Origin of the sequence: Eggerthella guodeyinii (assembly GCF_009834925.2) — a bacterium.
Lineage (GTDB): Bacteria > Actinomycetota > Coriobacteriia > Coriobacteriales > Eggerthellaceae > Eggerthella > Eggerthella guodeyinii.
In genome coordinates this window covers 3,261,603-3,277,321 of the sequence record NZ_CP063310.1, presented here as the reverse complement: position 1 = coordinate 3,277,321, position 15,719 = coordinate 3,261,603, and the positions used below count along the sequence as shown (strand labels likewise).

The following is a 15,719-nucleotide window of genomic DNA, read 5'->3' as shown; positions in this document are numbered from 1 at the left end:
CGTGGTTGATGCTTTCCAAGGCGGTTCGGTAGTGGTTTTGTGCGGAATTGCAGCACATACCGAGTTTATCCGATGCCTGAAAAGAAGAGGATTCTCTACTATTCTTGTAGACTATCTTGAGCATCCTCCGGCAGCAGATGCGGCTGACTTGCATATACAGGAAAGCGCATTCGACCTCGAGACGGTTATAAGAATTGCTCGGCAGCATCACGCGAAATTCATTGCAGCGCCGTGTATTGACCAGGTCAACATTATTGCATGTAAGGCATCCGAAGCCTTAGGCCTCTCCTGCCTTTACAGCTCGGAAATCGCACTGAAAGTGACCGATAAGTATGAAATGAAAAAGATCATGCATCGAGTGGGGATCCCAACAGCTCGATTCGCTCGAGCGCGAGAAAAGGGTAGCCTGGAAAGGGATGTCGGAGGGTTTCGCTACCCGCTCATAGTGAAACCGATTGACGGATTCGCTTCAGCGGGCGTTTCGAAAATCGACGCTCCCTGTGAACTTGCTCAAGCATTCGACTGCGCTTTAGCGGCAAGTTCGAGGGGGGAGGTTATTGCGGAAGAGTTTCTGTCTGGGTACGAATTAAGCGTGTACGCGTTCATTAGCAATGGGCGGGCTCGTGTCGTCATGGGTGCGGATAGGTATACTTATATATCAGATGCCGGAATAAGATGCTATGCGACGCTTGCTCCATCAATGATCGCGTCGAGGCAAATTGAAAGAATAGAAGGGATGGTCCAGGACATCGCTGACGAATTGGCGATCCGCGATTCGCCTTTCTTTATTCAATTCTTTCATGATGGGGATTCGCTCTGGGCTACCGAGTTCGCGGGGCGCATGGGAGGCGGCTTCAGCTACTTCACTACGCTGCGTAATACCGGGTTTGACTTGATGAACGCAACGATCGATGCGTATTTGGGGATACCTCCAAACGTTACCGTAGCATCTTCTAGAAACGTTTCGCTCATTGAGATTCTATACTCGGACTATGGGGTGTTCGATCGCCTCGATGGAGTGAAAGAGCTTATCGATGAAGGAGTTGTCGATGAGTTCTTTCTGTATAAGAATTCCGGGGATGAGATAACGCCCGAAAAGCCTGCACGCGCCCGAATCGCTACGGCGGTAATAAATGGGAACGACATGGAAGACGTATTGAAAAAGGCCGAGGTTATGATGGGACGGCTTGAAGCTTATGATGTTCACGGTAAGGAAATCTTGCTCAAGGACGTATATTTGAAGCGGTCGAACGCTTTCTGCGGAACTGGAAACATTTCGCATGTGGCGAAAGCATGACAGGAGCTCGGTCGGACATGGTTATTGAACTGAGCATTCCAATTTCCTCTGAAGATGTGAAGAAATTGAAACCCGGTGATTTCATCACGGTAAGCGGAACGATATTAGCAGGCAGAGATGCGGCATTGCCGAAAGTCGTGTCTCTTGCGGAACGGGGTATGCTTGACTCTTTGGGGTTTGACTTGAACGGGTCTGCAATATTCCATACTGCAGTGAGCCCCGCAGGTGTGGGCCCGACGTCGAGCAACAAACTCGAAATAGAGGCCAGCATGCCTCCTCTGTCTCAAGCTGGGGTGCGATTGCATTTGGGAAAGGGGGCCATTGGCGGCTCTACCATCCAATCTCTTGCCGCGTCCGGATCGGCTTATGCGATCGTCCCTCCGGTAACGGCGCTTCTCCAGGAAAGAACAATCGAAAAAAGAGTCATCGCGTTTCCGGAGCTTGGTATGGAGGCGCTCCATGCACTTACGGTGAAAGAGTGTCCGGCTGTTATTGCTGCCGTGAATGGAGAGGCTGTTTCCTGATGTTGAATAATGAAAACGGGCCTTCTCAGAACGCCACCATCGAGCTCGTGGCGCAAACACTTGTGCGCGCGGGCTCCGTCTTCTGCCCTGAGAAGATCTGCGCATACAAAAGAGCTTGCGCGGGTGAAACGAATGAAAAAGCGCTTTGGGTTATGAACTCAATTTTGGAGAACGCTTCTGTGGCGGAAAAGAACCGAAGTCCTCTATGCGACGATACAGGCATTCCTCATTTGTTTTTGGAAGTTGGACGAGAAAAAACGGTTACGGGGAAACTCTTGGCCGATATACGCGAAGGGGTTCGCCTTGGATTGCGGCGTCTTCCGGGTCGCCCTATGGCCGTGAAGGGGAATGAAATCCAGCGGCTCGATCAGTCGGAGGGCCTTTCGGACGATCCGGGCGATGTTCTTCCCGCTCCTTTTATCATAAAAGACACGCAGGAAAACGTAGTAAGGCTGCATATTCTGATGCAAGGAGGCGGACCGGCGATAAGGGGCCAGACCTTGAGGGTATTTCACAAACACGACATTCGCGTGGTCGTTGACGAAATCGTGAGTCGGTCAGTGAAGGCGGTCTCTGAACTAGGCTGCTCGCCATGCACCTTGGCTATTGGAATTGGCCGTTCCCAGCTTGAGGCAACGGCGTTGATGACCGAAGCTCAGGTCTTTGGGTCGTACGGGCGGCAATCTGAGCTTGAGCAGGAAATTACGAACCGTGTCAACGAGGGCAGTGGCGGACCTATGGGGCTCGGTGGCAAGACGGCGGTTCTCGGCACTTTTCTTAAAGTTGGTCCCCAGAGAGCAAGCGGCGTACGCATCGTCTGCATGCGTCCGTGCTGCTGCTTCGAGCCGCGGCATGCGAGTGTTGAGCTGTAAGGGAGCGTTATGCAGGTTAAGGAAGCGATTAGGGAAAGATGCCCGAGGACGTTGTGGATCCGAAAAGCTTTGGCGCATGCGAAAATGAGACAGTATTTCAAATATGTTTTGCCGGAGAAGACGGTTTTGAAAGCCGAAGCGAATTTCGAATTCAAAATGGAAATCGTTGAGAAGTATACGAAGGAATGGCTTGAATATAGTCGTGCGGTAGACTCGAAGATAGATACCCTCTTGGATTCTGCGCCTGCATATCGGGTACGGAACGATCTTGGGCCCCTTCGAATCGATATGAAGTTCTGTCGCTTCGCTTATGGTTTTCAGCCCGACGAGTATCTCACGTTTCATTTGGAGGGAGCCGATTGTGCAAAGAGGCGGGAGTATATTTCCGATTTAGAGAAAGACAGATACCTTTGCCGGATGAATGATGTTGTAGATTTCGTCCTGTTCATGGATAAGGCAAAAACATACGAGCGTTATTCCCCCTATTACAAACGAGATGCCGTTAGCCTAAGCGGGCCAAAGGATTTCGAGCGTTTCGCGTCTTTTGCGGAGAAGCACCCAACGTTTGTGAGGAAGCGTGTCGACCTATCGAAGGGGGACAGCGTAGAGCTTGTCGAATTTGAAGCATATAAAGGGTCGCCGAGATCGTTCTTTGACGGGCTTGTTTCGGAGGGGCGCTACATTGTCGAAGAACTTGTTTCGCAAAGCGAAACGATGTCTGCGATCAACTCGTCAAGCGTCAATACCGTGCGCTGCATCACGTTTAATACCAAGCATGGAATAGTCACCCCCTTTTGTTTTTTGAAAACGGGACGCCAAGGATCGTTCGTTGACAATGGAGGTGCGGGAGGGTTGCTCGTCGGCGTGGACAAGAACACAGGTGTTCTGTGCACTGATGGATTTGACGAGTATGGCCAGGTGTTCTCTGAGCATCCCGATTCTAACGTGAGGTTCAAGGGGGTTCGTCTTCCTGATTGGGAAGACATGCTTGAAATGTGCAAGGAGATGTCGTCTTTAGAACCCCGGGTGAAATACATAGGTTGGGATATGGCTCATACTGATGATGGATGGATTGTCATCGAGGGGAATTCTCGCGGACAAATGATCGGTCCGCAGATAGTGTGGCAGCGCGGTATCAAAGCGGACGTCGAAGCCCTTATGGAGAATATGGATCTACTGGCATGAAAAACTCGGAAATCGTAAAAATAAGCTTTTTGGGAGATATCATGTGCGAATCTCCTTTACTTGCTGCGGCGGCGAACCGGGCGAAAGGTTCTTCCTACGATTTTTCGGAAGTTTTTAGGGGAATGATAGATATTTGCTCCGAATCGGATTATGTTGTGGGCAACCTGGAAACCCCCTTTGCAGGACGAGATGCTGGTTATACGAGAGAGATGTATTCCTTCAATACGCCGGATAGCTTTGCAGTTGCAGTGAAACAGATGGGCCTTTCTTTGGTGCTTACGGCGAATAACCACTGTTGCGATAGGGGTATACAGGGCTTAAAGAGAACGCTTGATGTGCTCGATGATTGCGGCCTTGCGCATGTTGGCACGTTTGCCACCGGATCGGACAACATGCCAGCTGTGGCAGAAATAAAAGGGATACGCATAGCTGTTGTCTCCTGCACAGCATCGACGAATGCCGGTCGAACGAAAATCGCTCCGGATTTGTCAAACGTAAACCTTATCGATCGACAATATGTGAAGTCGAAAAACATAGGCGTTGTTTCCCGAGCCAAAACATATGCTGTGCGACATGTTATCGGCGAAGAAGCTCATATAAAACTTCGAGCGCTTCGGGGTCTCCCTCCTAAGGCTGCGAGCGTCGATGATGCTTTGGATGAAGAGCGCGTTGAATCTTGTCTGCGTTCCGTTTGCGATCAAATCACCTGGGCGAAACGGCATGCCGACGTCGTATTCGTGTGCCCCCATATGGGTGGGCAATTCAACGTTCGCCCCGGAAAGTTCAGCGAATATGTGATGCGCAGATTGGTGGATTTCGGTGCTGATGCCGTAGTGGCATCTCATCCCCATGTAGCGCAGAAAGCGGAGATAATCGAAGGCGTTCCTTGCGCTTACTCTATCGGAAACGTGTCTATGTCGATGTCTACTCCGTATGTTTTGCGTGACAACCTGCCCGACTACGGGGTGATGATGCATTTTTATATAGCTGGCAAAAAAATATGCAGAATGACCTACAGCCTGATCAAGATGGAAGAAGATGATATCGGGTATGTGCGAGTGCGTCCGTTGTCGGATGTATACCATGAAGCTTCCGAGATAGAGAAGAGGGTAGTGAAAGACGAGGCGACACGTGTTGCTCTGAGGTTCTGCGGAACGTGTCCTGAGAATGCAGTTGCACGAGAGCTGGAGCTTTCTTTGCCGTCCGCCGCATCTAATCTTCGAGGAGCAGTTGAATGACCGAAGTCAGCATCGTCCTTCCGGTGTACAACGTCGAACCTTTCTTGGAGCGTTGTCTTGACAGCTTGTTTTCTCAGACGTTTCGAGATTTTGAGATCGTGGCCATCGATGATGGTAGCACGGATAACAGCGGGTATATACTCGACCTCTACTCGAAGCTCGATAGTCGCGTGATGGTCGTCCATAAAGCCAACGGAGGGGTCTCGTCTGCCAGGAACGAGGGAATTGAGTTATCCACCGGGGAATATATCTTTTTTTGCGATCCGGATGACTGGCTAGAAGAACAAAGTTTAGGGGTAATGTATAACGAGGCGAAGCGATGTGGCGCTGACGTGGTGATTTCAGATTTCTTTAGAGATTGCGACGGCATGTCCTCGAGCGTGAAGCTATTCCCAGGCAATTTTGCCACAACTGATAAAGGATCGATTGGCGTGTTGCAAAATGCGGTTCTTTACAGTCAGGCTTCCACCTTCTCTTCGTCAGCCTTTTCTCGTGTCAACAGCTTTGGTGGAGCGGCGTGGCATCATCTCATCAAGAGGGCGCTTGTAGAGGAGCACGGGATTCGATTCGATTCGTATCTGGATGGCATGTTGGAGGATGGGCTGTTTATGCTGCATGTCTTCCAACATGCTGCTTCAGTAGCGTATTTTCAATTCCCGACGTACCATTATTGCGTATCCCTAACCTCCTCGACCCATCGGTTTTTGCCCGATTTCGAAGAAAAGTTCAACCGCGTATGCCTGCGGCTCTCTGAATTTGAGAGGCAGTTCGACAAAGGGGATGATTTCCGGCAGGCTCGATATATGAGATTGATTTCATTTATCGGCAAGGCGTGTGAGGTTTTCTACTTCAATCCTGAAAATCGCTTGGGTCAAAGCGAGCGGTACGCTCATTTTAAGCAACTCGTACAGGGTGAACCATATCGCTCGGCAATAAAACAGGTGGACATCAGGTTGTTTGAAAAACTGAAGACGCGCATCCAGGTGCTTGCATTGAAGATGGGTTTAATCCGCGCGTTTTGGAATGTCAAGAAAAGGCGGTATTCGTGATCGGCACATCGTCAACAACCGTAATGCAGACTGGATGCACTTCCGATGGGAATTTTCGATAGCATGCAAAACGAACAGGCATTACCGGGGAAGAAGTCGTCCAATCTTCGGATCCGTGGCATTGTCCGGCAAAACTCCAAAGAGGTTGCCGAAGGAAAGGACAAGAAGGATTCCGGGGGAGGAGTTCTAGTCTGGCTGTGCGTCGGCTTCCTGGCGTTTTTCATACCGGCGGAGTATGCGGTATCGCCCGCACTCTACACGCTGTGGAAAGCCTTGATCGTTCTGGTTTCCTCCGTTTCCTTGGTCTATTTGCTGGCGCGACTCCGCATAAGCTTAAGGTGGGTCTGTTTTGCTTTATTCTACCTGTGCCTTCTGGTCGTCTCCACGCTCGTGTCGCCAGAAAGCTCGACTTCTTTATCCAATGTCGCTTACTTATTTGTTAAAGGTGCTGGATTCATTACTTTTTTGGAATGCGCATTCAGCTTTGGCCCAAAACTCTGCACGAAGGCTTTCTTGGTCGTTGGAGTTGTTGTTGGATGCGTTCACCTCGCTTCCTTTTTTGCGTACGGGGACGTTGTGGGAGGAATGCGCCATGGCTGGATAGAGGAAGCGATCGGGGAGCGCAGCGGAACGAAGCAAAACTGGTATTTTCTGACATACGACAATGCGTCCGTGTTCTTTTTTCTTCCGGTCATTGCCGCATTGTGGTTTTACGTGAAAAACTTCAATCGGCGGGTAGTGCTCGTATTTGTGCCTTTTGCGGTAGTCACCGTTTTCATGTTCGTGTACAAATCCTCAATAGCTGGAATGCTCGCATTCGCCTCTTTTTTCCTGATCGCGTATCTCAGCGCTGTTTTTTCAAGCAATAGACGTGCGAAAAAACGGATCCTGACGTATCGTATAGCGGTGATAAGCGGGCTGGTGATAAGCTGCTTCGTAATTTTTAGCGTGGGCGGCGATATCGTCGAAGCTGTTGCGGGCCTTTTCGGCAAGGGGGCGGATCTTTCGGGCAGGGACTATATTTGGGCTCAATGCTTGAATTATATTTCGAAGTATCCGATCATCGGTTCTGGTGTGCAGAATAGTGCCGACGCATTTTTGAGAATAGGGCAGACGCATTGTCATAATCTATTGCTCCAGATCATGTATACCGGAGGAATCGTTTCGCTGCTCTTCTTCCTCATCGGCGTGGCTACCTGTTCCCCAAAGGCGAAGCGTAATCGAGACAAGCAAGATTCACCTTTCAGCGGTCAGCTTTTTGCAGCAGCGATCTTGGCCTTTTTCATCGCAAGCAGCGTTGACTGGTCCTATAACAATCCAATGTCCTTCATCCTGTTCTACTTTGCCTTTTTCTGTTCTTTCGATCTGGAAGACTCAAGAATAGACGGTGGGAATTAATGGTCAAGATCGAAACGCGTAAGCAGGATATCGTATGGAACTACATCGGAACTATCGTATCTATGGCAAGCGGGTTCCTGCTTCTCCCGTTTCTGCTTGCCTTTCTTGACGATTCGGAAGTGGGCCTCTGGTACGTTTTTATAGCCATAGCAAATTTGACGTTGCTTTTCGAATTCGGATTCAACCCGGCTTTCGCAAGAAACATCGTCTACTGCTTAAGCGGGGCCAGAAAACTGACCAAGCAGGGGTGTGATTCAGGCTCAATCGAAGAAGGTGTATCGTGGCATTTGCTTAAAACCATCATGAAATCCTCGAAGCTCCTATATGGCGCGTTGTCCGTGATGGCGTTGCTCCTTATTGCTTCGCTCGGAACGATCTACATAGGGTATGTGACAAGAGGTTTGGATGGCGTTGGGCATTGGACAGCATGGGTGATCTTCTGCGCAGCAATCTTCCTCAACCTCTATTTTTACTACACTCTGACTTTTCTTCGGGGATTCGGTGATATTGCGAGCGAGAATCGTGCAAAAACATACGCTCGTTTGCTTCAGCTCGTTTTAAGCGCGGCTCTGCTAGGGCTTGGTTTCGGTCTCGTGGGGGCAGCCCTTGGGTACCTCGCAAATAGTGTATCGCTGCGCCTGTTCGCGCATCGGTACATAAAAAGACATGAAGAAATAAACCAGGGACTCGTTTGCGACAACGCTCCAGTCAGCAAGAGCGAGATTAAGAGCGCGTTAGGGACGATATCGTTTGTCGCGTGGCGCGATGGGGTGGTTCAAGTGTCCTGTTACGCTTCAACCCAGGCGATGTCCATTATGTGCTCTCTTTTTCTGAGTTTGGCGGCAACGGGCACGTATTCGATTCTCCTGCAATTTGGCACAGCCGTTTATCATTTCGCTTCCGCTTACGCAAAGTCGTATTATCCTGCTTTTCAGTCAGCTCGCATGCTTGGGGATCTTGATCGTCAGAGAAATATTATATGCAAGAGCATAAGCGCTTACTGGGTGCTTTATATCATTGGGGCATTGGGCGTTATTCTTGTAATATTTCCGCTGCTGCCATTTGTTAAACCGGGTATCGATCTGGATGTCCCTCTTTTCCTTGGTTTGCTTGTGTATCTCGGCCTATGGAACCAGCATTCCATTTTCTGCAATTTCATCATCTGCATGAATCGCATTCCATATGTGCGTGGGTATTTGATCGCTGCAATTATGGGTGTTGTGCTCTCTGCGATTCTGATGTCTTGCACAGGGCTAGAAGCTTGGGGGCTCGTTTTGGGGCAGGCTGCTGCTCAAATTGTCTACAACAATTGGAAATGGCCCAGATATGTTGCCAAGGAACTTGGTACAACGTATTTCGGTCTGCTTGTTGACGGGTTTGCGTGGTGGAAAGGCAGGTTGTTTCGGTTCAAAAGCTTTCGGAAGAATCAGAGCATTGATTGAGAGGCGGGATTGATGAGCAAGGTTGGCGCTCGTACTTCCAAACTGTTTTTGTCTCTGGCGCTCGTGGCGAGCACTGCCCCTACAGCGGCATTCGCCGACACCGTAGAAGACGACACCAGTTCAGATGAGGATTCTTTATCGGATTCCTACCGTAAGGAATCGGCCGTGCAAAGCGAGGAGGCAGAGGATTCGGCCGAGGAGCCAAATGATCCGAGCGAGGTGGTGTCTGGGCGGGAAGACGTGCCGTCCAAGGACACGTCTTCGACGGAAGGCGCTTCAGGGAGCTCAAGTACCCTGTCGGGAGATGAGTTGTCGAAAAACGACGTTCTGCCGGAAGGAAACGGCCAGGATGTTCTGAGCTTCAATGCGGAGGCGGCTGCCGACGCCTCCGGGGCCACCGCCACCTCCGACGCCGCCGTGCTGAGGGTGGCCTCGGCGGTCTCCATCCTGTCCCACCCCCGCGACGCCGAGGGCCGCGACGGGGAGACGGTCACCTTCTCGGTGTCCGCGAGCGGCTCCGGGCTGACCTACCAGTGGCAGTACAGCACCGACGGCGGGGCGACCTGGGCCGACAGCGCGAGGAGGGCCTCCGCCTACCCGGTGTCGGTGGCCGCGCGCAAGGACGGCTACCTCTACCGCTGCGTCGTCGCCGACGCCTCCGGGGCCACCGCCACCTCCGACGCCGCCGTGCTGAGGGTGGCCTCGGCGGTCTCCATCCTGTCCCACCCCCGCGACGCCGAGGGCCGCGACGGGGAGACGGTCACCTTCTCGGTGTCCGCGAGCGGCTCCGGGCTGACCTACCAGTGGCAGTACAGCACCGACGGCGGGGCGACCTGGGCCGACAGCGCGAGGAGGGCCTCCGCCTACCCGGTGTCGGTGGCCGCGCGCAAGGACGGCTACCTCTACCGCTGCGTCGTCGCCGACGCCTCCGGGGCCACCGCCACCTCCGACGCCGCCGTGCTGAGGGTGGCCTCGGCGGTCTCCATCCTGTCCCACCCCCGCGACGCCGAGGGCCGCGACGGGGAGACGGTCACCTTCTCGGTGTCCGCGAGCGGCTCCGGGCTGACCTACCAGTGGCAGTACAGCACCGACGGCGGGGCGACCTGGGCCGACAGCGCGAGGAGGGCCTCCGCCTACCCGGTGTCGGTGGCCGCGCGCAAGGACGGCTACCTCTACCGCTGCGTCGTCGCCGACGCCTCCGGGGCCACCGCCACCTCCGACGCCGCCGTGCTGAGGGTGGCCTCGGCGGTCTCCATCCTGTCCCACCCCCGCGACGCCGAGGGCCGCGACGGGGAGACGGTCACCTTCTCGGTGTCCGCGAGCGGCTCCGGGCTGACCTACCAGTGGCAGTACAGCACCGACGGCGGGGCGACCTGGGCCGACAGCGCGAGGAGGGCCTCCGCCTACCCGGTGTCGGTGGCCGCGCGCAAGGACGGCTACCTCTACCGCTGCGTCGTCGCCGACGCCTCCGGGGCCACCGCCACCTCCGACGCCGCCGTGCTGAGGGTGGCCTCGGCGGTCTCCATCCTGTCCCACCCCCGCGACGCCGAGGGCCGCGACGGGGAGACGGTCACCTTCTCGGTGTCCGCGAGCGGCTCCGGGCTGACCTACCAGTGGCAGTACAGCACCGACGGCGGGGCGACCTGGGCCGACAGCGCGAGGAGGGCCTCCGCCTACCCGGTGTCGGTGGCCGCGCGCAAGGACGGCTACCTCTACCGCTGCGTCGTCGCCGACGCCTCCGGGGCCACCGCCACCTCCGACGCCGCCGTGCTGAGGGTGAACACCTCTTCCATTCGGATTATCGCACAACCTAACGATTGGTCCTGCGGAGAGGGAGATAGGTTCTTCTTTTACGTCGAAACGGAAGGCAGCGGGCTGAGCTACCAATGGCAGATTAGCGCAAACAACGGTCTAACCTGGACGGACAGTAGCGTTAGAGACAACGAGTACAGTTCCAGCGCTTCGCATGCAAAAAATGGCTATCAATATCGCTGTGTGGTGTCAAACGCGGCTGGCGAACGGGTTGAATCGGCTTCGGCAGTTTTGAGCGTTTCGAACGACTTCGGTATTGTTGAGCAGCCTGTCGGTTATGTCGGACAACTAGGGGATGTCGTACGCCTTTCCGTACAAGCTGGCGGGATCGGTACGACCTATCAATGGCAGATGAGCGACAACGGTATTTCCGACTGGGTAGATGTTAGCTCGACCGTCACATCGACTCAGGCGAGAATGCGCTTGACGCTTAATCCTTGGACTTTGGGGAAGTGCTACCGTTGTGTTGTGACGAACGAAGATGGCGCTCAGCTTTTCAGCGATACGGTTCGCGTCAATCTGTCGAGTGTTGGATTTGTTGAGTATGATAGTAAAAAATACTACGTGATGGACGATGGGACGATAGCCGTCGGCCTTCACTCGATGGAAAAGGGCTGCTATTACTTTAGCGCATCGGGAGCAATGCAAACGGGCTTTCGGAATTTGGATGGAACGCGCTACTATTTCGACGAGCAAACCGGAGCCGCCATTACGGGCTTTAAGGTTTTGGAATCCAATGGCAGAACTTACTATTTCGATGGAGCGAACGGTACGCTATCGGGTCTGCAGAGAATCGACGGGTCATTATATTATCTGAACTCGGCGGGAATCGTTCAGTACGGGTTGCATACTATTGAGGGCAAGAGGTACTTTTTTGATGACGGCGGCAAGGCGGCGCATGGATTCTTGCAGGTTGGATCTGCCGGCCAAACGTATTTCTTCGATGACGACGGTTCCGCTCATGCAGGTTGGCTGGATCACGAAGGATCGAGGTATTACTTTTATCCAAATGGCATCATGGCTCATGGCATCACGTCTGTTGACGGTCGACATGTGTATGTCGACTACGAAACGGGAAGGCAAGAGACGGGTCTTGTCGAGGTAGGTCTGAACAATTACATGCTTTTCTCCGAGGACGATGGTTCGGCATCGACGGGACTTCGCGAGATAGAAGGGGCGCTGTACTATTTCTCCGAAGCGGAAAGCACCTATAGCGTTGCTTTGTCCGGATTTAGAGAAGTTGGAGGCAGTACTTATTATTTCGACCCGATTACAAAACAGGCGCTAACCGGGTTCATTGAAAGCAATGGGAGCATGTACTTTTTCGGTCAAGATCATAGGATGAAAACCGGGCTTCAGACTATTGACGGGTCTTTGTGTCTATTCGGCAGCGGTGGGGCTATGAGATACGGGCTCTATGAGCAGGATGGAAACGTGTATTGTTTCGATCGCGATTCTGGAAAAGCAGTTGTCGGTTGGTATACATCAGAAAGCGGCGACTCCTACTACTTCTCCAACACGACCTTCGAAGCATTGACGGGAATTCAGATCATAGATGGGAGCCTGTTTTACTTCACTGCCTCGGGCCGGCAGGTTGAAGGTTTGGTTGCTGCCGACGATGGTTTCTACTATTTTGGCGAGGGCGATCAGGATGTAGAGGGGTTCCGCATCGTCAACGGAAGGACCATCTATGTAGGAGCCGATCACAAAATCTTGAAAGGGCTTCAAACGATCGATTCGAACCTTTATCTATTTAGCGAAAACGGCACGTTATTAACTGGTTTTCGCGAGGTGGGGGGAACTCGCTATTATTTTGATCTGGAATCGGGAATTGCTACCACAGGATTTGTCACCAGGGAAAACGGGCTTACGTACCTATTCGATGGTGCGCATGGCGCCGCGAAGGGCTGGCAAACGGTAGACGGAAAGCTTTACTATGCGAGCGAATATGGCATCCTTCAATATGGACGACAGCAAATCGACGGAGACTACTACTGTTTCAATGCGGAAACCGGCGAGGCGATGACGGGGTGGCAAATTACCCTAACGAGTTCTGGAAATGCTCGCAAGGCGTATTATGATCCCCAAACGTATCGAGCGATGACTGGCTTGCAATCGATAGACGGAGCGACCTATTGCTTCGACCAAGACAGTGGTTGGATGCTGACTGGACGACAGACCGTCGGTGACGTCGTGTGCTATTTTGATCTCGCGACCGGTGCGGTGTATACGGGATGGTACGAAGGAGAGAATGGCTCCTATTATTACGATGGCATTAACGGCCTCGTGAAAAACAGCGTCCGAGCAATTGATGGCGAGACGTACTACTTTAATGAGTACGGCGTTTGCTCGACGGGTGCGCGCGTTGTTGAAGGAAAAACTCTCTATTTTGATCCTCAAACAGCGGCTTTGAAGACAGGGTTTGTTAAGCTTGATGGTAAGACCTATTACTTCGACGGATCCAACGGCTATTTGTCCGGATTGCAGACAATCGGCAATAACGAGTATTACTTCTCCGACGGTGGCTCTATGCGCTACGGATACTATGTTGTTGATGGCGTAAAGTGCTATTTCGACGAATCTGGGGTGCGGGTTTTCGGTCCGCAGCTCAATTCCGCTAATGGCAGCTACTACATGATGAGCGAGACGCAGGAGGGCGGCGTTTCGTCGGGTGTCGTTTCGTCCGGCGACGTTCTCTATTATGCAAACGGAAATGGAGTGCTGCAAAGCGGTGCCCTCAGTGCAAGCGCGACTGGCTTGGACTATCGCTCGTACTTTGACGGTTCGACTCGCGAACAGCAATTCGGTCTTATTCCCTTTACGACTTCAAGCGGAAGCGCCTACACCTTTTACTTCCAAAAGGATGGTTGCGTGGAGAAAGCTTCGGAACTCGATGCAATTCGCCTCGAGCTTGAAGCTGCAGAGTCTTCGGAAGGTTGGTCGACGGTAGCCGGTCTTTCCTACCATTCTCATAACGGCTCGTTTGCGAGAGGACTCGAAACTATCGATGGCTCCACATATTACTTCAGCAATTTGAGCGGGGCGATGCTGACCGGATTGCGTTGCGTGGAAGGCGATCGCTACTACTTCAGCCCCGAATCGGGCGAAATGCAAACGTCTTGGGTCACTATCGATGGGAGGCAGTTCTATTTCGACCCCACAACGGGTCATCAGGCGATCGGCCTGTCTGAGGTTGATGGCAGCTTGTATTATTTGCTGCCGAGCGGGGGATTTGCAACTGGTGTTGTCCAGGTTGGGGAAGAGACGTATTGTTTCTCGGCGAGCGGCCCCGGGTCTATTATGCACGAAGATGGCGTTCGACCTGGCCAATCGGAAAAGGCAGGGAGCTGGGAGACGGATGGGCAAGGTACCTACTATTTCGACTCGTGTGGAGTAAAAGTGACAGGGCGCCAGGTCATCGAAAACAAGGCGTATCTGTTTGACGAGGATGGCAAGCTGGCAACAGGATTTAATGATGAATTGGGGAGCACGTTCTACTACACCGAAGAGGGACTTGCGAAAGGGTTCAAGACTATCGGAGGAAGCACGTACTATTTTGATCCTGGTTCGGGAGCGCTCGTAAAGGGGTTGCGCCAAATTTCGGACAAAAGCTACTTCTTCGATGAGAACGGAATCATGCGAACCGGATGGATTTTGCTTGAAAACGGAGCGAAATGCTACCTTTCGGAGACTGACGGAGTGCTGACCGGATTGCAGGAGATCGATGGATCGACCTATTGGCTCGGTGCTACGGGGGCCATGCGTACGGGTATTCAGACTGTTGAAGACGACAGCGGAAACTCAAGGGTTTGCTACTTTGACGACAGCGGAAAAATGCAAAAAGGGTTGGTTCTGACTTCCGCTGGGGTTTCGTATTTTGATCGAGCGACGGGAGCAAGGCAGGTTGGCTGGGTTGAGACAGATGGCGGCGAGTACTATTTCGATGCGACTACAGGATACGCCTTGAAAGGTCTCAAGATTATCGACGAAAACTATTACTATTTCGATCAAGAAACGGGACAGCGGCAAACTGGCCTGGTTGTTCATAATGGCAAGATTTACTGCCTCATGGGTGACGCTGCGGGAGATGGATTGGCGCACGGGCTGGTTGAAGTTGATGGCAACGTGTATTTCTTCGACGAAAACTCAGGTATCGCTAAAACGGGATACCAAATGGTTGACGGAGAAAAATACTACTTTGATCCAGAAACTGGCGCATCGATCGGGGGTATTCATTGGGCCGAGAGTGAAGGAGCTGCCTACGCTTTCAAGCAGGGCGGTGGATATGAAGTTGGATTGATCGATTTTGAAGGGTCGAAGTATTTCTTCTATCCGAGCAGCGGGAAAATGGTGACAGGACTTTTGTCGATAGGAAGTTCGCTTCATTATTTCAGCAACGAAGGGAAGATGCTTTCCAATATTTCTTTCGAGTTTGCGGGCGTTACCTACCTAATTGATGAAAACGGGTTGGTTTCGGTTGAGGGAGATTCCGGTGTGTCGGCAATGATACGCTTCGGAATAGAGAAACTCGGCACTCCGTATGAACACGAGTCCGAAAAGGACGAAGAAGATACCTCCTCGACGTTTTCCTGCAGTACGTTCGTGTCTGCAGCTCTTGATGCGAGGGGAGTTGAGGTGAGGGCTACGGCATACTTGCAGTATTACGCGTTGACCCATAATGGTTATGATGTCGATCTTGTCGATGATCTGAGAGATGCCCAACTGACTATTGCAGCGCTTTTGCTACACCGTTCCACGCTCCACTGCTACAGCGCTCCATGGCAGACTGCCACACCCTAACAATCTAAATTGCCACGCGCCCCGAAAGGGGCGCTTCCTTTTCCGCCACAATTCCGATGGGCACAAAAGTGCCCATCGGACCATTGCGAGAAAGGAAGAAAA

General features: G+C 52.5%; 9 protein-coding genes. All 9 read left to right on the top strand.

Annotated elements, in window-relative coordinates; genetic code table 11:
* The first annotated feature begins 1 nt into the window (after position 1).
* Positions 2-1,297 carry an ATP-grasp domain-containing protein gene (locus GS424_RS13965; RefSeq protein WP_160941103.1) on the top strand — a complete coding sequence of 432 codons (1,296 nt, stop codon included), beginning with the start codon at positions 2-4 and terminating at the stop codon, positions 1,295-1,297.
* Positions 1,298-1,314: 17 nt separating this feature from the next.
* Complete coding sequence (locus GS424_RS13960) at positions 1,315-1,821, top strand: fumarate hydratase C-terminal domain-containing protein (RefSeq protein WP_160941102.1); 507 nt, start codon at positions 1,315-1,317, stop codon at positions 1,819-1,821.
* Positions 1,821-2,693 (top strand): fumarate hydratase, encoded by an 873-nt coding sequence (locus GS424_RS13955; protein WP_160941101.1) that lies wholly within the window; start codon positions 1,821-1,823, stop codon positions 2,691-2,693. The genes GS424_RS13960 and GS424_RS13955 overlap by 1 nt, the downstream gene beginning before the upstream one ends.
* A 9-nt stretch (positions 2,694-2,702) precedes the next feature.
* Positions 2,703-3,878: a sugar-transfer associated ATP-grasp domain-containing protein gene (locus GS424_RS13950; protein WP_160941100.1), complete on the top strand. Its 1,176-nt coding sequence runs from the start codon at positions 2,703-2,705 to the stop codon at positions 3,876-3,878.
* The gene (locus tag GS424_RS13945) at positions 3,875-5,116 is read left to right on the top strand and encodes a CapA family protein (protein WP_160941099.1); all 1,242 of its coding nucleotides are present in this window, start codon (positions 3,875-3,877) and stop codon (positions 5,114-5,116) included. Before GS424_RS13950 ends, GS424_RS13945 begins: the two co-directional genes overlap by 4 nt.
* Positions 5,113-6,165 carry a glycosyltransferase family 2 protein gene (locus tag GS424_RS13940; protein ID WP_160941098.1) on the top strand — a complete coding sequence of 351 codons (1,053 nt, stop codon included), beginning with the start codon at positions 5,113-5,115 and terminating at the stop codon, positions 6,163-6,165. Before GS424_RS13945 ends, GS424_RS13940 begins: the two co-directional genes overlap by 4 nt.
* A gap of 63 nt (positions 6,166-6,228) precedes the next feature.
* Entirely contained in the window at positions 6,229-7,563 is a 1,335-nt protein-coding gene (locus tag GS424_RS13935; protein WP_160941097.1) for an O-antigen ligase family protein, read from the top strand.
* Positions 7,563-9,005, top strand: coding sequence for an O-unit flippase-like protein (gene wzx / locus GS424_RS13930; protein ID WP_160941096.1), 1,443 nt, complete (start codon positions 7,563-7,565; stop codon positions 9,003-9,005). Before GS424_RS13935 ends, wzx begins: the two co-directional genes overlap by 1 nt.
* 12 nt (positions 9,006-9,017) lie before the next feature.
* Positions 9,018-15,617: a hypothetical protein gene (locus GS424_RS13925; protein ID WP_193666528.1), complete on the top strand. Its 6,600-nt coding sequence runs from the start codon at positions 9,018-9,020 to the stop codon at positions 15,615-15,617.
* Positions 15,618-15,719 lie beyond the last annotated feature (102 nt).